Annotated in this window: 16 protein-coding genes and 4 tRNA genes; all 20 read left to right on the forward strand. The window is 58.0% G+C overall.

The features are described from left to right. Window positions 1–282: 282 nt before the first annotated feature. The 20 genes from birA (at window position 283) to tuf (N5C28_RS21015) (ending at window position 20,896) form a co-directional block, all read left to right on the forward strand. Entirely contained in the window at window positions 283–1,233 is a 951-nt protein-coding gene (gene birA / locus N5C28_RS20920; RefSeq protein WP_279825238.1) for a bifunctional biotin--[acetyl-CoA-carboxylase] ligase/biotin operon repressor BirA, read from the forward strand. Further along, window positions 1,223–1,969, forward strand: a complete 747-nt coding sequence (locus tag N5C28_RS20925; protein ID WP_279825239.1) for a pantothenate kinase — start codon at window positions 1,223–1,225, stop codon at window positions 1,967–1,969. The genes birA and N5C28_RS20925 overlap by 11 nt, the downstream gene beginning before the upstream one ends. 8 nt (window positions 1,970–1,977) lie before the next feature. Then, window positions 1,978–2,649 (forward strand): SPOR domain-containing protein, encoded by a 672-nt coding sequence (locus tag N5C28_RS20930; protein ID WP_279825240.1) that lies wholly within the window; start codon window positions 1,978–1,980, stop codon window positions 2,647–2,649. A gap of 143 nt (window positions 2,650–2,792) precedes the next feature. After that, window positions 2,793–2,877 (forward strand) — tRNA-Tyr (locus N5C28_RS20935). Window positions 2,878–2,901: 24 nt separating this feature from the next. Next, a tRNA-Gly gene (locus tag N5C28_RS20940) sits at window positions 2,902–2,975 on the forward strand. A 26-nt stretch (window positions 2,976–3,001) separates the two neighbouring features. After that, window positions 3,002–3,077, forward strand: a tRNA-Thr gene (locus N5C28_RS20945). 84 nt (window positions 3,078–3,161) lie between these two features. Further along, complete coding sequence (gene tuf, locus N5C28_RS20950) at window positions 3,162–4,355, forward strand: elongation factor Tu (RefSeq protein ID WP_279825242.1); 1,194 nt, start codon at window positions 3,162–3,164, stop codon at window positions 4,353–4,355. Between the two features lie 53 nt (window positions 4,356–4,408). Next, a tRNA-Trp gene (locus N5C28_RS20955) sits at window positions 4,409–4,484 on the forward strand. Window positions 4,485–4,526: 42 nt separating this feature from the next. After that, entirely contained in the window at window positions 4,527–4,895 is a 369-nt protein-coding gene (secE, locus tag N5C28_RS20960; protein ID WP_279825244.1) for a preprotein translocase subunit SecE, read from the forward strand. 9 nt (window positions 4,896–4,904) lie between these two features. Next, window positions 4,905–5,438, forward strand: a complete 534-nt coding sequence (gene nusG, locus N5C28_RS20965; protein ID WP_279825245.1) for a transcription termination/antitermination protein NusG — start codon at window positions 4,905–4,907, stop codon at window positions 5,436–5,438. Window positions 5,439–5,554: 116 nt separating this feature from the next. Further along, a complete protein-coding gene (gene rplK / locus N5C28_RS20970; RefSeq protein ID WP_279825246.1) occupies window positions 5,555–5,986 on the forward strand; it encodes a 50S ribosomal protein L11 in 432 nt (143 codons plus the stop codon). Next, entirely contained in the window at window positions 5,986–6,681 is a 696-nt protein-coding gene (rplA, locus tag N5C28_RS20975) for a 50S ribosomal protein L1 (protein WP_279825247.1), read from the forward strand. The genes rplK and rplA overlap by 1 nt, the downstream gene beginning before the upstream one ends. A 211-nt stretch (window positions 6,682–6,892) precedes the next feature. After that, window positions 6,893–7,393 carry a 50S ribosomal protein L10 gene (gene rplJ / locus N5C28_RS20980; RefSeq protein WP_147176962.1) on the forward strand — a complete coding sequence of 167 codons (501 nt, stop codon included), beginning with the start codon at window positions 6,893–6,895 and terminating at the stop codon, window positions 7,391–7,393. Window positions 7,394–7,473: 80 nt separating this feature from the next. Next, a complete protein-coding gene (rplL, locus tag N5C28_RS20985) occupies window positions 7,474–7,842 on the forward strand; it encodes a 50S ribosomal protein L7/L12 (protein WP_279825248.1) in 369 nt (122 codons plus the stop codon). 217 nt (window positions 7,843–8,059) lie between these two features. Next, entirely contained in the window at window positions 8,060–12,133 is a 4,074-nt protein-coding gene (gene rpoB / locus N5C28_RS20990; RefSeq protein ID WP_279825250.1) for a DNA-directed RNA polymerase subunit beta, read from the forward strand. A gap of 63 nt (window positions 12,134–12,196) precedes the next feature. Beyond that, window positions 12,197–16,396 (forward strand): DNA-directed RNA polymerase subunit beta', encoded by a 4,200-nt coding sequence (rpoC, locus tag N5C28_RS20995; protein ID WP_279825251.1) that lies wholly within the window; start codon window positions 12,197–12,199, stop codon window positions 16,394–16,396. A gap of 158 nt (window positions 16,397–16,554) precedes the next feature. After that, complete coding sequence (gene rpsL, locus N5C28_RS21000) at window positions 16,555–16,926, forward strand: 30S ribosomal protein S12 (protein ID WP_003186084.1); 372 nt, start codon at window positions 16,555–16,557, stop codon at window positions 16,924–16,926. Between the two features lie 115 nt (window positions 16,927–17,041). Then, a complete protein-coding gene (gene rpsG, locus N5C28_RS21005; protein ID WP_009397350.1) occupies window positions 17,042–17,512 on the forward strand; it encodes a 30S ribosomal protein S7 in 471 nt (156 codons plus the stop codon). 30 nt (window positions 17,513–17,542) lie between these two features. Further along, window positions 17,543–19,672: an elongation factor G gene (gene fusA / locus N5C28_RS21010; protein WP_279825252.1), complete on the forward strand. Its 2,130-nt coding sequence runs from the start codon at window positions 17,543–17,545 to the stop codon at window positions 19,670–19,672. Between the two features lie 30 nt (window positions 19,673–19,702). Then, a complete protein-coding gene (tuf, locus tag N5C28_RS21015; RefSeq protein WP_279825242.1) occupies window positions 19,703–20,896 on the forward strand; it encodes an elongation factor Tu in 1,194 nt (397 codons plus the stop codon). Window positions 20,897–21,041 lie beyond the last annotated feature (145 nt).

Consider the following 21,041-nt stretch of genomic DNA (forward strand, 5'->3'; position numbering starts at 1 on the left):
TCTGGGGTTTCGTCTTTTCTGCGGCGGATGAAAGCTGCTGTCTGGCCGATCAGGCTGCAAGCCGCCGCCCCTTCCCCCCGGCCGCGACAGAAACTTACGGCCCAGCCCGTTTGGGCAATCACTCAGCAGGCGAAACCTTCTATCCTGGATTACCTGTATGGCTCAGGGCTGTACTTCCTGGTCGTGTTGAGGAGGAGGGCCGGTGAAATCCGCATAGCCGTTGTGTAGGCAAGCCGAGGGTGCGTCGTTATCATGCGTGCCTCATTGCTTGGTGGGACTCGCATGCTGCCCCTGCTTAAACTTCTACAGGATGGACGCTTTCATTCTGGCGAGGCGCTTGGCGCCGAGCTAGGAGTGAGTCGCTCGGCCATCTGGAAACAGCTTCAGTCCTTGCAAGACGAGCTTGGGCTCGTTGTGCATACCGTGCGGGGGCGGGGCTATCGTTTGCAAAACCCCATGATTCTGCTCGATGAGGCCACTCTGCAGGGGGCTTGGCCCTGCAGTGTCCTTTCTTCTGTCGACTCGACGAATGCTGAGGTGCTCCGGCGGTTGGCTCGGGGCGATGTCCCACCGTTTCTGGTGCTCGCCGAATGTCAGCGCGCGGGGCGCGGTCGAAGAGGGCGTGATTGGGTAAGTCCCTATGGCGATAACCTCTATTACAGCTTGGCTTTATCCGTGAATGGTGGGATGCGCCAGCTGGAAGGTTTGAGCCTTGTCGTCGGTCTGGCGCTGTTGCGTGCGTTGCAGGAGTTGGGTGTTCAGGGTGCCGGCCTGAAGTGGCCCAACGACGTTTTAGTGAATGGCCGTAAGATCGCGGGAATTCTCCTTGAGTTGTCCGGCGATCCAGCGGACCTCTGTCATGTTGTGATCGGGGTTGGCATTAATGTGAATATGCAGCCTGGTCACCGCGTGGCGATTGATCAACCTTGGACTTCGGTACGCGCCGAATTGGGTGAGTTGGTCGATCGAAATCAGCTTGTCGCGGTATTCAATGCCCAGCTTGCGCGTTATCTCGAGCTGCACCGGGTAGATGGATTTTCTTCTTTGCTGGGTGAGTGGCAAGACAATCATCTGTGGCAGGGGCGAAGCGTTGCGCTGACCGCCGGCGGCGAACCCATTGAGGGCGTCGTGCTAGGGGTGGACCAGACGGGCGCCATACGATTGAGGGTGAACGGTGTTGAGCGGCACTTCAGTGGCGGTGAGCTCAGCTTGAGGTTAAGCGATGATTCTTGAGCTCGATTGCGGAAACAGTTTCATCAAGTGGCGGGTGATCAGCCGAGATGCGTCGAGCTATGTGTGTGGCGGCGTCGTCGGCACGGATCAGGAGCTGATCGATGCGATTTTCTCGCAATCCATCACATTGCTCGCTTGCCGCTTGGTCAGCGTTCGCACGGATGACGAGACTGCGCGTCTTGTCGCGCTGATTGAGGATGCTTTTTCGGTTCGCTGTGTCTGTGCAAGGCCGGCGCAGGTCCTGGGTGGCGTGACGAATGGATACGAAGAGTATCAGCGTCTGGGTCTGGATCGTTGGCTTGCGCTTGTCGGTGCATACCGACTGGCGGGCAGGGCTTGTCTGATTATCGATCTTGGCACCGCGGTGACTTCCGATTTTGTGGGGGCTGCCGGCGAGCACTTGGGTGGGTTCATTTGCCCGGGCGCACCGCTGATGCGCAGTCAGTTGCGGACGCACACCCGCAGAATTCGCTATGACGATGCGGTGGCGGAGCAGGCTCAGCAAAGCCTGGCGCCAGGCCGCTCTACCGCTGAGGCGGTGGAGCGGGGTTGTTTGCTCATGCTGCGGGGGTTCGTCCGCACCCAGCTGGATCTTGCCCCTGAGTACCTGGGGGGCTCCTTCGATGTTTTCCTCACCGGAGGGGATGCCTCGCTTGCTGTTGATTTCGTGGCGGATGCGAGGGTTGTGCCTGATCTGGTGTTCATTGGCCTGGCTGTTGCCTGCCCGTTACCTTGAGGTTTGGCATGCGTTGGATGTTCTTGTTGTTGGTGGTCTTGAACCTGTTCTATTACGTCTGGCATCAGCAGCAGGCGCCCTTGAAAGCCAAGGAGGTTGCTCCTTTGGCGCTGCAGCAGCAGGGCAAGCGTGATATTCAGTTGCTCAGTGAGTCGGATGCGCCGACTCGGCGTGAGCGCGCGCCGGACGAATCGCCAGAAGCGGTATGCCTGTTTCTGGGCGGTTTCGAGCAGGAGTCTCAGGCCGCGCTTGTCGAGCAGCGCCTGTTGAGTCTCGATATTCGCTCCCGTGTTCAATCGGTTGATGCGGCAGCTGGGGTGGATTATTGGGTTTATCTCCCGCCCTTGGCATCCCGGCAGGCCTCTCTTCGTCAGTTGAGAGAATTGCAGGCGCGAAAGATCGACAGCTACATCATTACCCAGGGCGAGCTCGCCAACGGTATTTCGTTGGGGATCTTTCCTCGGGTGGATTCCGCCGAGAGCGTCATGCAGCGTTTGCGTGATGCCGGATATGAACCCTCGCTGCGAGAGTTGCCTCGCGCACACCGCAATTACTGGGTGCGTATCGCCCCGGAGAGTCGGCGTTTGGCCGATGATGCGCTGCTTCAGCGTTTGGCTTTTGACTTCAATGGGTTACAACATCAATTAATGCCGTGCGAGGGGGTTGCAACCCCTCGATAGAATGCATAGAATGGCGCCCGCTTCGCAGGGTGGCACTGAAAGGTGAATCTGCTGAAGTAGCTGTCAAAGTAGCTAAGCTCAGGTTTTTAATGAGAAAATGCTTGACAGTAGGGTGGCAGGAAAAGAGAATGCCGCCTCCTTTTGGAGGGATTCCCGAGTGGCCAAAGGGATCAGACTGTAAATCTGACGTCATAGACTTCGAAGGTTCGAATCCTTCTCCCTCCACCAGATTTAGCGAGAGCAATGGGCTCCGCGGGTATAGTTCAGTGGTAGAACCTCAGCCTTCCAAGCTGATGATGCGGGTTCGATTCCCGCTACCCGCTCCAGGTTTGTTGCTGTTGCAATGTGTTTCGCTCATGTAGCTCAGTTGGTAGAGCACACCCTTGGTAAGGGTGAGGTCAGCGGTTCAAATCCGCTCATGAGCTCCACTTAATAAAGGCAGATATGAAAGTATCTGCCTTTGTTTTAATGGTGGTATTGCTTGCTGAATTCTTCGCTCGGAGACGGTCAAAATGGCTAAAGAAAAATTTGAACGTAATAAACCGCACGTCAACGTAGGTACCATCGGTCACGTTGACCACGGTAAAACCACTCTGACCGCAGCTCTGACTCGCGTTTGCTCCGAAGTATTCGGTTCCGCTCGCGTAGATTTCGACAAGATCGACAGCGCTCCGGAAGAGAAGGCTCGTGGTATCACCATCAACACTGCACACGTAGAGTACGATTCCAACATTCGTCACTACGCGCACGTTGACTGCCCGGGCCACGCCGACTACGTCAAGAACATGATCACCGGTGCTGCCCAGATGGACGGCGCGATCCTGGTTTGCTCGGCCGCTGATGGTCCGATGCCTCAGACTCGCGAGCACATCCTGCTGTCCCGTCAGGTAGGTGTTCCGTACATCGTTGTCTTCCTGAACAAGGCTGACATGGTTGACGACGCCGAGCTGCTGGAGCTGGTTGAAATGGAAGTGCGTGACCTGCTCAGCACTTACGATTTCCCGGGCGACGACACTCCGATCATCATCGGTTCCGCGCTGATGGCTCTGAACGGCCAGGACGACAACGAGATGGGCACCAGTGCCGTCAAGAAGCTCGTCGAGACTCTGGATACCTACATCCCTGAGCCGGTTCGTGCAATCGATCGTCCGTTCCTGATGCCGATCGAAGACGTATTCTCGATCTCCGGCCGCGGTACTGTAGTTACCGGTCGTGTAGAGCGCGGTATCGTCAAGATCCAGGAAGAAATCGAAATCGTTGGTCTGCGTCCTACCACCAAGACTACCTGCACCGGCGTTGAAATGTTCCGCAAGCTGCTCGACGAAGGTCGTGCTGGCGAGAACTGCGGCGTTCTGCTGCGCGGCACCAAGCGTGACGACGTAGAGCGTGGTCAGGTTCTGGCCAAGCCGGGCACCATCAAGCCGCACACCAAGTTCGAAGCTGAAGTGTACGTTCTGTCCAAAGAAGAAGGTGGTCGTCACACCCCGTTCTTCAAGGGCTACCGTCCGCAGTTCTACTTCCGTACTACCGACGTAACCGGTTCGTGCGAACTGCCGGAAGGCGTTGAGATGGTAATGCCGGGCGACAACGTGAAAATGGTTGTCACCCTGATCAAGCCGATCGCCATGGAAGACGGCCTGCGCTTCGCAATTCGCGAAGGTGGTCGTACCGTTGGTGCTGGCGTGGTTGCCAAGATCGTCGAGTAATCGGTTGATCTGTCCCCTTCAGGCCGGCATAATGGTCGGCCTGATTTTGTTTTAGGTCAGTAGCTCAATTGGCAGAGCGGCGGTCTCCAAAACCGCAGGTTGGGGGTTCGATTCCCTCCTGACCTGCCATTTTCTAACGAATTTGGCGTGTCTTTCACAGGATCCTCGTAAATGAATGCTAAGGCTGAAGCCAAAGACTCTCGCTTTGACCTGCTCAAATGGCTGGTCGTTGCTGCTCTTGTAGTGGTGGGTGTTGTCGGTAATCAGTACTTCTCTGGCGAGCCGATTCTGTACCGTGTGCTGGCACTGATCGCTCTGGCGGTCGTGGCAGCCCTGGTTGCACTGCAGACGACTAAGGGTCAAGCCTTCTTCGTACTGGCAAAGGAAGCGCGTCTTGAAATTCGCAAAGTCGTTTGGCCGACCCGCCAGGAAACCACGCAGACCACGCTGATTGTCGTGGCTGTGGTGTTGGTGATGGCGCTGTTGTTGTGGGGGCTTGACTCCTTCCTGGGTTGGCTTGTTTCGTTCATCGTAAGCTAAAGGTGTCCCGTGGCTAAGCGTTGGTACGTTGTGCATGCTTACTCGGGTTACGAGAAGCATGTGATGCGTTCGCTGATCGAGCGCGTCAAGCTCGCCGGAATGGAAGATGGCTTTGGCGAGATTCTCGTTCCCACTGAAGAAGTGGTCGAGATGCGCAATGGTCAGAAGCGTAAAAGCGAGCGCAAGTTCTTTCCGGGCTACGTCCTGGTGCAGATGGACATGAATGAAGGTACTTGGCACTTGGTCAAGGACACTCCTCGTGTCATGGGCTTCATCGGTGGTACTGCCGACAAGCCTGCGCCTATCACGGACAAAGAGGCTGACGCCATTCTGCGTCGCGTTGCCGACAGTGGTGACAAGCCGAAGCCGAAGACACTCTTCGAGCCGGGTGAGATGGTTCGCGTCATTGATGGTCCTTTCGCGGACTTCAGTGGTGTTGTTGAAGAAGTGAATTATGAAAAGAGCCGAATCCAGGTGGCAGTGACCATTTTCGGTCGTTCCACTCCGGTCGAGCTGGAGTTCAGTCAGGTCGAAAAGGCATAACTGACAACCGCATCCCTTACCCCGCAGCCCAAGGCTGCGGGGTTTTGTCGTCACTGGGATAAATAGGTAATAACTGGGGAGCCGAAAGGCGTTCGTACCCATAATTGGAGTAGCTCATGGCTAAGAAAATCTCGGCTTATATCAAGCTGCAAGTGAAGGCTGGACAAGCCAACCCGTCGCCACCCGTTGGTCCTGCTCTGGGTCAGCACGGCGTGAACATCATGGAATTCTGCAAGGCGTTCAACGCCAAGACTCAGGGCATGGAACCTGGTCTGCCGACTCCAGTGATCATCACTGTCTACAGCGACCGCAGCTTCACGTTTGAAACCAAAAGCACCCCGGCTTCGGTTCTGCTGAAAAAGGCCGCCGGCCTGACCAGCGGTTCGGCTCGCCCGAACAGCGTAAAAGTGGGCACCGTTACCCGTGCTCAGCTGGAAGAAATCGCCAAGACCAAGCAGGCTGACCTGACTGCTGCCGATATGGATGCAGCCGTGCGCACCATCGCGGGCTCCGCTCGTAGCATGGGCCTCAACGTGGAGGGTGTGTAATGGCTAAGTTGACCAAGCGCCAAAAGGCTATCGCCGAGAAAGTTGAAGCTGGCAAGGCTTACAACTTCGTTGAAGCTGCCGCTCTGCTGGCTGAGCTGTCCGCTGTCAAGTTCTCCGAGTCCGTTGACGTTGCCGTTAACCTCGGTGTTGACCCGCGTAAATCCGACCAGGTTGTTCGTGGCGCTACCGTTCTGCCGAACGGCTCCGGCAAGACCGTTCGCGTTGCTGTCTTCACCCAGGGTCCGGGCGCTGAAGCTGCTCTGGCTGCCGGTGCTGACCGCGTAGGCATGGACGATCTGGCTGCCGAAATGAAGGCTGGCGATCTGAACTATGACGTCGTGATCGCTTCCCCGGATGCCATGCGCGTCGTGGGTCAGCTGGGTCAGGTTCTCGGTCCTCGCGGCCTGATGCCTAACCCGAAGGTCGGTACCGTTACTCCGGACGTTGCTACTGCCGTCAAGAATGCCAAAGCTGGTCAGGTGCGTTTCCGTACCGACAAGAACGGCATCATCCACGGTTCCGTTGGCAAGGTCGGTTTCGATGCCGAGAAGCTGAAGCAGAACGTAGAGGCGCTGATTGCTGACCTCAAGCGTCTGAAGCCTTCGACTTCCAAAGGTGTTTACGTCAAGCGCGTAACCCTGAGCACTACCATGGGCCCAGGTCTGGTCATCGACCAGAGCTCGCTCGACGCGTAATGAATGTGGCTGGCCGAAGCGATTCGGCCAGCCTGAAAAATTGGGGTCCCTGCCTGGCGGGGGCTATCCAAGACCGTAGGGGGCGCAAGTCTCAAACCAGAAGAGCGATCTTCAACCCTACGCAGATGGTGCTCCCGATTCTTACCGAATCAGACACCAAAACGCCGTCCGGCTCCGGCTGGGCGAAACGGTAACATCCAGGAGTAAACCCGTGGCAATTAAACTCGAAGACAAGAAGGCCATCGTCGCTGAAGTCAACGAGGCTGCCAAAGCTGCCCTGTCCGCTGTCGTGGCTGATGCCCGTGGCGTGACCGTAGGTGCTATGACCGGACTCCGTAAAGAGGCCCGCGAAGCTGGCGTATACGTACGTGTCGTACGTAACACCCTGCTCAAGCGCGCCGTTGAAGGCACTCAGTACGACGTGCTCAACGACGTGTTCAAAGGCCCGACCCTGATTGCGTTCTCCAACGAGCACCCGGGCGCTGCTGCCCGTCTGTTCAAGGAATTCGCCAAGGGTCAGGACAAGTTCGAGATCAAAGCAGCTGCGTTCGAGGGCAAGTACCTTGCAGCCAATCAGATCGACGTACTGGCAAGCCTGCCGACCCGCGACGAGGGCATCGCGCAGCTGATGAGCGTTATTCAAGGCGCCACCAGCAAGCTCGCTCGCACTCTGGCAGCCATTCGCGACCAGAAAGAAGCTGCTGCAGCCTAAGGCCGCGTAGCACCTTTCGAAATCACATGTTTAATTTGATGGCTGCATAAGCTGTCACCCCAATACAGGAATTGATAGTCATGTCTCTGACTAACGAGCAAATCATCGAAGCGATCGGCCAGAAATCCGTTATGGAAATCGTTGAGCTGATCAAAGCGATGGAAGAAACCTTCGGCGTTACCGCTGCCGCTGCTACCGTTGCTGCTGCTGGCCCGGCTGCTGCCGCTGCTGAAGAGCAAACCGAGTTCACCGTTGTTCTGGCCGACGCTGGCGAGAAGAAAGTGAACGTGATCAAGGCAGTTCGCGAACTGACCGGCCTGGGTCTGAAAGAAGCCAAAGCAGTAGTTGACGGCGCTCCTGGCGTGGTCAAAGAAGGCGTGTCGAAAGACGAAGCCGAAGCCGCTAAAAAGGCTCTGGAAGAAGCAGGCGCCAAAGTCGAGCTCAAGTAAGCGACGACCTTGCGTCTACAGCCCGAGCGACTCGCTTAAGGCTGATGGCTGGTGGCTTTTGCCACCGGCCTTTTTCCGTTCTAGCTCGGCTATTCGTGGCCGGGCCTGAATGGGAAATACCCACCTACGAGGTGGCGCAAACCTGGGGTTTGCAAGAGTTTCTGGCTGCTCCCGTCGGAGAGGCCAAATAAGCAGGTGACCAAGCTGGGGAACGCTGATGGCTTACTCATACACTGAGAAAAAACGTATCCGCAAGGACTTTAGCAAGTTGCCGGATGTCATGGATGTGCCGTATCTCCTGGCCATCCAGCTGGATTCGTATCGCGAATTCCTGCAGGCGGGAGCGACCAAGGATCAATTCCGTGACATCGGCCTGCATGCGGCCTTCAAGTCCGTTTTCCCGATTATCAGCTATTCCGGCAATGCTGCTCTGGAATATGTCGGTTATCGCCTGGGCGAGCCGGCATTTGACGTCAAGGAGTGCGTGCTGCGCGGCGTGACGTTCGCTGTGCCGCTGCGGGTGAAGGTTCGTTTGATCATTTTCGACAAAGAATCGTCGAACAAAGCGATCAAAGACATTAAAGAGCAAGAAGTTTACATGGGGGAAATCCCCCTGATGACCGAGAACGGTACCTTCGTTATCAACGGTACCGAGCGCGTCATCGTTTCCCAGCTGCACCGTTCGCCGGGCGTGTTCTTCGACCACGACCGTGGCAAGACCCACAGCTCGGGCAAGCTGCTGTACTCCGCGCGGATCATTCCGTACCGCGGTTCCTGGCTGGACTTCGAATTCGACCCGAAGGACGCCGTATTCGTTCGTATCGACCGCCGTCGCAAGCTGCCGGCTTCCGTGCTGCTGCGCGCGCTGGGCTACAGCACTGAAGAAGTGCTGGACGCGTTCTATGCAACCAACGTTTTCCACGTGAAGGGCGAAACCCTGAACCTGGAGCTGGTTCCGCAGCGTCTGCGTGGCGAAGTTGCCGTCCTCGACATCAAGGACGAGAAGGGCAAGGTCATCGTTGAGCAAGGCCGCCGTATCACCGCGCGCCACATCAACCAGTTGGACAAGGCTGGCATCAAAGAGCTGGAAGTCCCGATCGACTACCTGATTGGCCGTACCACTGCCAAGGCGATCGTGCACCCGGCTACCGGCGAAATCATCGCCGAGTGCAACACCGAGCTGAGCACCGAGATCCTGGTCAAGATTGCCAAGGCTCAGGTTGTCCGCATCGAAACGCTGTACACCAACGACATCGATTGCGGTCCGTTCATCTCCGATACCCTGAAGATCGACAGCACCACCAATCAGCTGGAAGCGCTGGTCGAGATCTATCGCATGATGCGTCCTGGCGAGCCGCCAACCAAGGATGCTGCCGAGACCCTGTTCAACAACCTGTTCTTCAGCGCCGAGCGTTACGACCTGTCGGCCGTGGGCCGCATGAAGTTCAACCGTCGTATCGGTCGTACCGAGATCGAGGGTTCGGGCGTGCTGAGCAAGGAAGATATCGTCGAGGTCCTCAAGACCCTGGTCGATATCCGTAACGGCAAAGGCATCGTCGACGACATCGACCACCTGGGTAACCGCCGTGTTCGCTGCGTAGGCGAAATGGCCGAGAACCAGTTCCGCGTTGGCCTGGTGCGTGTAGAGCGCGCGGTCAAAGAGCGTCTGTCGATGGCTGAAAGCGAAGGCCTGATGCCGCAGGACCTGATCAACGCCAAGCCGGTTGCGGCGGCGGTGAAAGAGTTCTTCGGCTCCAGCCAACTCTCGCAGTTCATGGACCAGAACAACCCGCTCTCCGAGATCACCCACAAGCGCCGTGTTTCGGCTCTTGGCCCGGGCGGTCTGACCCGTGAGCGCGCGGGCTTCGAAGTCCGTGACGTACACCCAACTCACTACGGCCGTGTGTGCCCGATCGAGACCCCTGAAGGTCCGAACATCGGTCTGATCAACTCCCTGGCTGCCTATGCCCGCACCAACCAGTACGGCTTCCTCGAGAGCCCGTACCGTGTGGTGAAGGACACCCTGGTAACCGACGAGATCGTCTTCCTGTCCGCCATCGAAGAGGCCGATCACGTGATCGCCCAGGCTTCGGCGACCATGAACGACAAAGGTCAGCTGGTCGATGAGCTGGTAGCTGTTCGTCACCTGAACGAATTCACCGTAAAAGCGCCTGAAGACGTCACCCTGATGGACGTGTCGCCGAAGCAGGTCGTTTCGGTTGCTGCCTCGCTGATTCCGTTCCTTGAGCACGACGACGCCAACCGTGCGTTGATGGGTTCGAACATGCAGCGTCAGGCCGTGCCGACCCTGCGTTCGGACAAGCCGCTGGTCGGTACCGGCATGGAGCGCAACGTCGCCCGTGACTCCGGTGTCTGCGTCGTGGCCCGTCGCGGTGGTGTGATCGACTCCGTCGACGCCAGCCGTATCGTGGTACGTGTGAATGACGACGAAGTTGAAACCGGCGAAGCCGGTGTCGACATTTACAACCTGACCAAATACACCCGCTCCAACCAGAACACCTGCATCAACCAGCGTCCGCTGGTCAGCAAGGGTGACAAGGTAGAGCGCAGCGACATCCTCGCTGACGGTCCGTCCACCGACATGGGTGAGCTGGCTCTCGGCCAGAACATGCGCGTCGCGTTCATGCCGTGGAACGGCTACAACTTCGAAGACTCCATTCTCCTGTCGGAGCGTGTGGTTCAGGAAGACCGTTTCACCACGATTCACATCCAGGAACTGACCTGTGTGGCACGTGACACCAAGCTCGGCCCAGAGGAAATCTCTGCGGACATCCCGAACGTGGGTGAGGCTGCACTGAACAAGCTGGACGAAGCCGGTATCGTCTACGTCGGCGCCGAAGTCGGCCCGGGCGACATCCTGGTCGGTAAGGTCACTCCGAAAGGCGAGACCCAGCTGACTCCGGAAGAGAAACTGCTGCGTGCGATTTTCGGTGAGAAGGCGTCCGACGTTAAAGACACCTCCCTGCGCGTACCGACCGGTACCAAGGGTACTGTCATCGACGTACAAGTCTTCACCCGTGACGGCGTAGAGCGTGACTCCCGTGCCCTGGCTATCGAAAAGATGCAGCTGGACGAGATCCGCAAGGACCTCAACGAAGAGTTCCGCATCGTCGAAGGCGCGACCTTCGAGCGTCTGCGTTCCGCCCTGGTTGGCAAGAAGGCCGAAGGCGGCGCTGGCCTGAAGAAGGGTGCAGAAATCACCGACGAGTTCCTCGACGGCCTCGAGCGCGGTCAGTGGTTCAAGCTGCGCATGGCTGACGATGCGCTGAACGAGCAGTTGGAAAAGGCCCAGGCCTACATCTCCGACCGCCGTCAGTTGCTCGACGACAAGTTCGAAGACAAGAAGCGCAAGCTGCAGCAGGGCGATGACCTGGCTCCAGGCGTGCTGAAGATCGTCAAGGTCTACCTGGCAATCCGTCGTCGCATCCAGCCGGGTGACAAGATGGCCGGTCGTCACGGTAACAAGGGTGTGGTCTCCGTGATCATGCCGGTCGAAGACATGCCGCACGACGTCAACGGTACGCCGGTCGACATCGTTCTGAACCCGCTGGGCGTACCGTCGCGTATGAACGTCGGTCAGATCCTCGAAACCCACCTGGGCCTCGCGGCCAAGGGCCTGGGCGAGAAGATCAACCGCATGCTCGAAGAGCAGCGCAAGGTCGCTGAACTGCGCAAGTTCATGCAGCAGATCTACAACGAGATCGGCGGCCGTCAGGAAAGCCTGGATGAACTGAGCGATCAGGAAGTCCTGAACCTGGCGAAGAACCTGCGTGGCGGTGTGCCGATGGCCACCCCGGTGTTCGACGGTGCCAAGGAAAGCGAGATCAAGGCCATGCTGAAGCTGGCGGATCTGCCGGAAAGCGGCCAGATGCGCCTGATCGACGGCCGTACTGGCAACCAGTTCGAGCGTCCGACCACTGTTGGCTACATGTACATGCTGAAACTGAACCACCTGGTGGACGACAAGATGCACGCGCGTTCCACGGGTTCCTACAGCCTGGTTACCCAGCAGCCGCTGGGCGGTAAGGCGCAGTTCGGTGGTCAGCGCTTCGGGGAGATGGAGGTCTGGGCACTGGAAGCCTACGGCGCCGCCTACACCCTGCAGGAAATGCTGACCGTGAAGTCGGATGACGTGAACGGCCGTACCAAGATGTACAAAAACATCGTGGACGGTGATCACCGTATGGAGCCGGGCATGCCCGAGTCCTTCAACGTACTGATCAAAGAAATCCGTTCGCTCGGTATCGACATCGATCTGGAAACCGAATAACACGACGTGAATCGGCAGCGGGGCTAACCCAGCCCGCTGCCTGCTCCGCCAGGAGGAAAGGCCTTGAAAGACCTACTGAATTTGCTGAAAAACCAGGGTCAGATCGAAGAGTTCGACGCCATCCGTATCGGGTTGGCCTCGCCTGAGATGATCCGTTCGTGGTCGTTCGGTGAAGTTAAAAAGCCGGAAACCATCAACTACCGTACGTTCAAGCCTGAACGTGACGGCCTGTTCTGCGCCAAGATCTTTGGCCCAGTCAAGGACTACGAGTGCCTGTGCGGCAAGTACAAGCGCCTCAAGCACCGCGGTGTGATCTGCGAGAAGTGCGGCGTTGAAGTTGCACTGGCCAAGGTTCGTCGTGAGCGCATGGCGCACATCGAACTGGCGTCCCCGGTTGCCCACATCTGGTTCCTGAAGTCCCTGCCGAGCCGTATCGGCCTGCTGATGGACATGACCCTGCGTGATATCGAGCGCGTGCTCTATTTCGAGAGCTATGTCGTCATCGACCCGGGCATGACCACCCTGGAGAAGGGCCAGCTGCTGAACGACGAGCAGTACTTCGAAGCGCTGGAAGAGTTCGGTGACGACTTCGACGCCCGCATGGGTGCCGAGGCCGTCCGCGAGCTGCTGCACGCTATCGACCTGGAGCACGAGATCGGCCGCCTGCGCGAAGAGATTCCGCAGACCAACTCGGAAACCAAGATCAAGAAGCTGTCCAAGCGCCTGAAACTGATGGAAGCCTTCCAGGGCTCGGGCAACCTGCCTGAGTGGATGGTTCTGACCGTTCTGCCGGTTCTGCCGCCAGACCTGCGTCCGCTGGTACCGCTGGACGGTGGCCGTTTCGCCACCTCCGACCTGAACGACCTGTATCGTCGGGTGATCAACCGTAACAACCGCCTGAAGCGTCTGCTCGACCTGTCCGCGCCGGACATCATCGTGCGCAACGAAAAGCGCATGCTGCAGGAAGCGGTCGACGCCCTGCTGGACAACGGCCGTCGCGGTCGTGCCATCACTGGCTCGAACAAGCGTCCGCTGAAGTCCCTGGCTGACATGATCAAGGGTAAGCAAGGTCGCTTCCGTCAGAACCTGCTCGGTAAGCGCGTGGACTACTCCGGCCGTTCGGTAATTACCGTAGGTCCGACCCTGCGTCTGCACCAGTGCGGTCTGCCGAAGAAGATGGCCCTCGAGCTGTTCAAGCCGTTCATTTTCGGCAAGCTGGAAATGCGTGGTCTGGCGACCACCATCAAGGCCGCCAAGAAGATGGTCGAGCGCGAGCTGCCGGAAGTGTGGGACGTTCTCGCCGAAGTGATTCGCGAACACCCCGTCCTGCTCAACCGTGCACCGACCCTGCACCGTCTGGGTATCCAGGCGTTCGAGCCGGTTCTGATCGAAGGTAAGGCGATCCAGCTGCACCCGCTGGTCTGCGCCGCGTACAACGCCGACTTCGACGGTGACCAGATGGCCGTTCACGTGCCGCTGACGCTGGAAGCCCAGCTGGAAGCGCGCGCGCTGATGATGTCGACCAACAACATCCTGTCGCCCGCCAACGGTGAGCCAATCATCGTTCCGTCGCAGGACGTGGTTCTGGGTCTGTACTACATGACCCGTGAAGCCGTTAACGCCAAGGGTGAAGGTCGCGTGTTCGCCGACCTGCAGGAAGTCGACCGCGTATTCCGCGCCGGCGAAGCGTCCCTGCACGCCCGCGTGAAAGTGCGCATCAACGAGACTGTCAAAGAGAAAGACGGCTCGATCACCAAGAACACCCGTATCGTCGACACCACCGTCGGCCGTGCGCTGCTGTTCCAGATCGTGCCGGCTGGCCTGTCCTACGACGTGGTCAACCAGTCGATGAAGAAGAAGGCGATCTCCAAGCTGATCAACCAGTGCTACCGCACGGTGGGTCTGAAGGACACCGTCATCTTCGCTGACCAGCTGATGTACACCGGTTTCGCCTATTCGACCATCTCCGGTGTGTCGATCGGCGTGAACGACTTCGTCATCCCGGATGAGAAGGCGCGCATCATCGACGCCGCCACCGAGGAAGTGAAGGAAATCGAATCGCAGTACGCCTCCGGCCTGGTAACCCAGGGCGAGAAGTACAACAAGGTGATCGACCTCTGGTCGAAGGCCAACGACGAAGTTTCCAAGGCGATGATGGCCAACCTCTCGAAAGAGAAGGTGGTCGATCGCGAAGGTCAGACCGTCGACCAGGAGTCCTTCAACTCCATGTACATGATGGCGGACTCCGGTGCTCGTGGTAGCGCCGCGCAGATTCGTCAGCTGGCCGGTATGCGTGGCCTGATGGCCAAGCCGGACGGCTCCATCATCGAGACGCCGATCACCGCGAACTTCCGTGAAGGTCTGAGCGTTCTGCAGTACTTCATCTCGACGCACGGTGCGCGTAAAGGTCTGGCGGATACCGCACTGAAGACCGCGAACTCCGGTTACCTGACCCGTCGCCTCGTCGACGTGGCCCAGGATCTGGTCGTGACCGAGATCGATTGCGGCACCGAGCAGGGCCTGCTGATGACACCGCACATCGAAGGCGGTGACGTTGTAGAGCCGCTGGGTGAGCGTGTACTGGGTCGTGTCATCGCTCGCGATGTATTCAAGCCGGGTACCGATGACGTCATCGTTCCGGCCGGTACGCTGGTCGACGAGCAGTGGGTCGAGTTCATCGAGCTGAACAGCGTCGACGAAGTCGTCGTGCGTTCGCCGATTAGCTGTGAAACCCGCTACGGCATCTGCGCCAAGTGCTACGGTCGCGACCTGGCTCGCGGTCACCAGGTGAACATCGGTGAAGCTGTCGGCGTTATCGCCGCTCAGTCGATCGGTGAGCCGGGTACCCAGCTGACCATGCGTACGTTCCACATCGGTGGTGCGGCCAGCCGTACTTCGGCTGCAGACAGCGTCCAGGTGAAGAACGGCGGTGCGATCCGCCTGCACAACCTGAAGCACGTCGAGCGCCTTGACGGCAACCTGATCGCGGTATCGCGTTCCGGTGAGCTGGCTGTCGCGGACGAGTTCGGCCGCGAGCGCGAGCGCTACAAGCTGCCGTACGGTGCTGTGATTTCCGTGAAGGAAGGTGACAAGGTCGACGCTGGCGCCATCGTCGCCAAGTGGGACCCGCACACCCACCCGATCGTGACCGAGATGAAAGGTACCGTGACCTTCGTGGGCATGGAAGAAGGCATCACCATCAAGCGTCAGACTGACGAATTGACGGGTCTGACCAACATCGAAGTTCTGGATCCGAAGGATCGTCCTGCCGCTGGCAAGGAAATCCGTCCGGCGATCAAGATGGTCGATGCCAATGGCAAGGAGCTGCTGCTGCCGGGTACCGACGTACCGGCTCAATACTTCCTGCCTGCCAACGCCCTGGTCGGTGTGGCGGACGGTGCGCAGATCGGTGTCGGTGATGTTATCGCCCGTATCCCGCAGGAAACCTCGAAGACTCGCGACATCACCGGTGGTCTGCCGCGCGTTGCCGACCTGTTCGAAGCTCGTCGCCCGAAAGAAGCGTCGATCCTGGCAGAGATCAGCGGCACCATCGCATTCGGCAAGGAGACCAAAGGCAAGCGTCGTCTGGTCATCACGCCAACCGATGGCAGCGATCCGTACGAAGAGCTGATTCCGAAGTGGCGCCACCTGAACGTGTTCGAAGGTGAGCAGGTCAACAAGGGTGAAGTCATCTCCGACGGCCCGAGCGATCCGCACGATATCCTGCGTCTGCTGGGTGTCAGCGCGCTGGCCAAGTACATCGTCAACGAGATCCAGGACGTTTACCGCCTGCAGGGCGTGAAGATCAACGACAAGCACATCGAGACCATCCTGCGTCAGATGCTGCGCAAGGTCGAAGTGACCGAGTCCGGTGATTCTTCCTTCATCAAGGGCGACCAGATGGAGCTGACCCAGGTACTGGGCGAGAACGAGCGTCTGTCCGAAGAGGACAAGTTCATTGCCAAGTACACCCGCGTGCTGCTGGGTATCACCAAGGCATCGCTGTCCACCGAGTCTTTCATCTCGGCGGCATCGTTCCAGGAAACCACCCGCGTTCTTACCGAAGCGGCGGTTACCGGCAAGCGCGACTTCCTGCGTGGCCTGAAAGAAAACGTGGTCGTGGGTCGTCTGATCCCGGCAGGTACCGGTCTGGCCTACCACAGCGAGCGCAAGCGCAAGCGTGATGCCGACAAGCCGGTTCGTGTCAGCGCCAGTGAGGTGGAAGCCGCACTGACCGAAGCGCTGAACTCGAGCAGCAATTGAGTGCGGAGCCCGGGCGACTTGTCGTCCGGGCTTTGCCTTGACTGGGGGCTGTAGTCTCTTTAGACTCATGCACCCCTAAATTTGGCAGGGCGCGTGCTCTGCCATTTTTTGCTTTTGTTGTAATAAATAGCGTCGAAAGACAACAGTGGAGCTAGTAGATGGCAACTATCAACCAGCTGGTACGTCAGCCGCGTAAGCGTATCGTCGAGAAATCCGACGTGCCTGCGCTGCAGAACTGCCCGCAGCGTCGTGGCGTGTGCACCCGCGTGTACACCACTACGCCGAAAAAACCTAACTCGGCACTGCGTAAAGTATGCCGCGTGCGTCTGACCAACGGTTTCGAGGTTTCCTCGTACATCGGTGGTGAAGGCCACAACCTGCAAGAGCACAGCGTGGTGCTGATCCGTGGCGGTCGTGTAAAAGACTTGCCAGGTGTTCGTTACCACACCGTTCGCGGCTCTCTGGATACTTCGGGCGTCAAAGGCCGTAACCAGGGTCGTTCCAAGTACGGTACCAAGCGTCCGAAGTAATCGGCGCTTTTACCCACTTGCAGTTTATTAATTTATTGAGTCGATAAGAGTAAGGTCGGGCGTCGCCATTGCGCGTGGTCCCGAACTAACCTGAAGACCGTTTGAGGGCTTATCAATGCCAAGACGTCGTGTAGCAGCCAAGCGTGAGATTCTGGACGATCCAAAATACGGAAGCCAGATTCTCGCCAAGTTCATGAACCACGTGATGGAAAGCGGCAAGAAGGCCGTAGCCGAGCGCATCGTTTACGGTGCCCTGGATACCGTCAAAGCACGCAAGAACAGCGATCCCCTGGAAATCTTCGAGAAAGCTCTCGACGCCATCGCTCCGCTGGTCGAAGTTAAGTCGCGCCGTGTAGGCGGTGCCACTTACCAGGTTCCGGTCGAAGTTCGTCCGTCCCGTCGTAACGCTCTTGCCATGCGCTGGCTGGTAGATTTCGCCCGTAAGCGTGGCGAGAAGTCCATGGCGCTGCGCCTGGCTGGTGAGCTGCTGGACGCTGCTGAAGGCAAAGGCGCTGCAGTTAAGAAGCGTGAAGACGTGCACCGCATGGCAGAAGCCAACAAGGCCTTCTCGCACTACCGCTTCTAATTTCGGCTCCATTAATTTTGCGAGGGCTTTATGGCTCGTACTACAGCAATTAACCGCTACCGTAACATTGGTATCTGTGCTCACGTTGACGCGGGCAAGACCACCACTACCGAGCGGATCCTGTTCTACACAGGCCTGAGCCACAAGATGGGCGAGGTGCATGATGGCGCCGCGACCACCGACTGGATGGTTCAGGAGCAAGAGCGCGGTATTACCATTACCTCGGCTGCCGTTACCACCTTCTGGAAAGGTTCCGTTGGTCAGTACGACAACTACCGCGTAAACGTCATCGACACCCCCGGCCACGTTGACTTCACTATTGAAGTAGAGCGTTCGCTGCGCGTACTCGACGGCGCTGTCGTGGTGTTCTGCGGCACCTCCGGTGTTGAGCCGCAGTCCGAAACCGTATGGCGTCAAGCCAACAAGTACGGCGTTCCGCGTGTTGTCTACGTGAACAAGATGGACCGTGCTGGTGCCAACTTCCTGCGCGTCGTCGGTCAGATCAAGAACCGTCTGGGTCACACTCCGGTGCCAATCCAGCTGGCCATTGGTGCAGAAGAGAACTTCGAAGGTCAGATCGATCTGATCAAGATGAAGGCTATCTACTGGAACGACGAAGACAAGGGCACTACCTACCGTGAGGAAGAGATTCCTGCCGAGCTGGTAGACCTGGCCAACGAGTGGCGCTCGAACATGGTTGAGGCTGCTGCCGAAGCCAGCGAAGAGCTGATGAACAAGTACCTTGAAGAAGGTGAGCTGACCGTCGAGGAAATCAAAGCCGGTCTGCGCGCGCGCACCCTGGCCAGCGAGATCGTTCCGGCTGTCTGCGGTTCTTCCTTCAAGAACAAGGGCGTTCCTCTGGTTCTCGATGCCGTCATCGACTTCCTGCCTGCTCCGACCGAAATTCCGGCGATCAAGGGTATCCACCCTGATCTGATCGAGAAGCCGAAGGAAGAGCTGGTAGAGGCTGACTACGACGAGCGTCATGCAGATGACGACGAGCCGTTCTCGGCCCTGGCGTTCAAGATTGCCACCGACCCGTTCGTAGGTACTCTGACCTTCGTTCGCGTCTACTCGGGCTTCCTGACCTCCGGCGACTCCGTGATCAACTCGGTCAAGGGTAAGAAAGAGCGCGTTGGTCGTATGGTGCAGATGCACGCCAACCAGCGTGATGAGATCAAAGAAGTACGTGCAGGCGACATCGCTGCGCTGATCGGCATGAAGGACGTCACCACTGGTGACACCCTGTGCAACGCCGACAAGCCGATCATCCTTGAGCGTATGGACTTCCCGGAGCCGGTTATCTCGGTAGCTGTTGAGCCGAAGACCAAGGCTGACCAGGAGAAGATGGGTATCGCACTGGGCAAGCTGGCTCAGGAAGACCCGTCGTTCCGCGTCAAGACCGACGAAGAAACCGGCCAGACCATTATCTCCGGTATGGGTGAGCTGCACCTGGACATCCTCGTTGACCGCATGAAGCGCGAGTTCAACGTCGAGGCGAACATTGGTAAGCCTCAGGTTTCCTACCGCGAGAAGATCACCAAGAACTGCGAAATCGAAGGCAAGTTCGTTCGTCAGTCCGGTGGTCGCGGTCAGTTCGGTCATTGCTGGATTCGCTTTGCTCCGGCAGACGAAGGCCAGGAAGGTCTGGTATTCGTCAACGAAGTCGTTGGTGGTGTGGTTCCGAAGGAATACATCCCGGCCATCCAGAAGGGTATCGAAGAGCAGATGAAGAACGGCGTTGTTGCCGGCTATCCGCTCATCGGCCTGAAGGCTACCGTGTTTGACGGTTCCTACCATGACGTCGACTCCAACGAGATGGCGTTCAAGGTGGCTGCTTCCATGGCGACCAAGCAGCTGGCCCAGAAGGGCGGCGGTGTTGTGCTTGAGCCGATCATGAAAGTCGAAGTGGTAACCCCTGAGGACTACATGGGCGATGTGATGGGTGACCTGAACCGTCGTCGTGGTCTGATCCAGGGTATGGAAGATTCGGTTTCCGGTAAGGTTATCCGTGCAGAAGTTCCGCTGGGTGAGATGTTCGGTTATGCGACCGACGTTCGCTCCATGTCCCAGGGTCGCGCAAGCTACTCCATGGAATTCTCCAAGTACTCCGAGGCTCCGTCGAACATCGTCGAAGCACTGGTTAAAAAACAAGGCTGATAAAGCCCTTTAGGCAAGAGGTTCACTGTCGTGGCTAAAGAAAAATTTGAACGTAATAAACCGCACGTCAACGTAGGCACCATCGGTCACGTTGACCACGGTAAAACCACTCTGACCGCAGCTCTGACTCGCGTTTGCTCCGAAGTATTCGGTTCCGCTCGCGTAGATTTCGACAAGATCGACAGCGCTCCGGAAGAGAAAGCTCGTGGTATCACCATCAACACTGCACACGTAGAGTACGATTCCAACATTCGTCACTACGCGCACGTTGACTGCCCGGGCCACGCCGACTACGTCAAGAACATGATCACCGGTGCTGCCCAGATGGACGGCGCGATCCTGGTTTGCTCGGCCGCTGATGGTCCGATGCCTCAGACTCGCGAGCACATCCTGCTGTCCCGTCAGGTAGGTGTTCCGTACATCGTTGTCTTCCTGAACAAGGCTGACATGGTTGACGACGCCGAGCTGCTGGAGCTGGTTGAAATGGAAGTGCGTGACCTGCTCAGCACTTACGATTTCCCGGGCGACGACACTCCGATCATCATCGGCTCCGCGCTGATGGCTCTGAACGGCCAGGACGACAACGAGATGGGCACCAGTGCCGTCAAGAAGCTCGTCGAGACTCTGGATACCTACATCCCTGAGCCGGTTCGTGCCATCGACCGTCCGTTCCTGATGCCGATCGAAGACGTATTCTCGATCTCCGGCCGCGGTACTGTAGTTACCGGTCGTGTAGAGCGCGGTATCGTCAAGATCCAGGAAGAAATCGAAATCGTTGGTCTGCGTCCTACCACCAAGACCACCTGCACCGGCGTTGAAATGTTCCGCAAGCTGCTCGACGAAGGTCGTGCTGGCGAGAACTGCGGCGTTCTGCTGCGCGGCACCAAGCGTGACGACGTAGAGCGTGGTCAGGTTCTGGCCAAGCCGGGCACCATCAAACCGCACACCAAGTTCGAAGCTGAAGTGTACGTTCTGTCCAAAGAAGAAGGTGGTCGTCACACCCCGTTCTTCAAAGGCTACCGTCCGCAGTTCTACTTCCGTACTACCGACGTAACCGGTTCGTGCGAACTGCCGGAAGGCGTTGAGATGGTAATGCCGGGCGACAACGTGAAAATGGTTGTCACCCTGATCAAGCCGATCGCCATGGAAGACGGCCTGCGCTTCGCAATTCGCGAAGGTGGTCGTACCGTTGGCGCCGGCGTGGTTGCCAAGATCGTCGAGTAATCAACGATCCGCTGTATGAAAAAGGGCCCTTCGGGGCCCTTTTTCTTTTGAACTGGTTAAAAGTTGACACCCCCAGGGGGCATCCGTACAATTGCGCCTCCCTCGAGCGGGCGTAGTCCGTCTGTGGGGATTAGCAGCTTGGAAT

This window comes from Pseudomonas sp. GD03944 (assembly GCF_029839275.1).
Taxonomy (GTDB): Bacteria; Pseudomonadota; Gammaproteobacteria; order Pseudomonadales; family Pseudomonadaceae; genus Aquipseudomonas.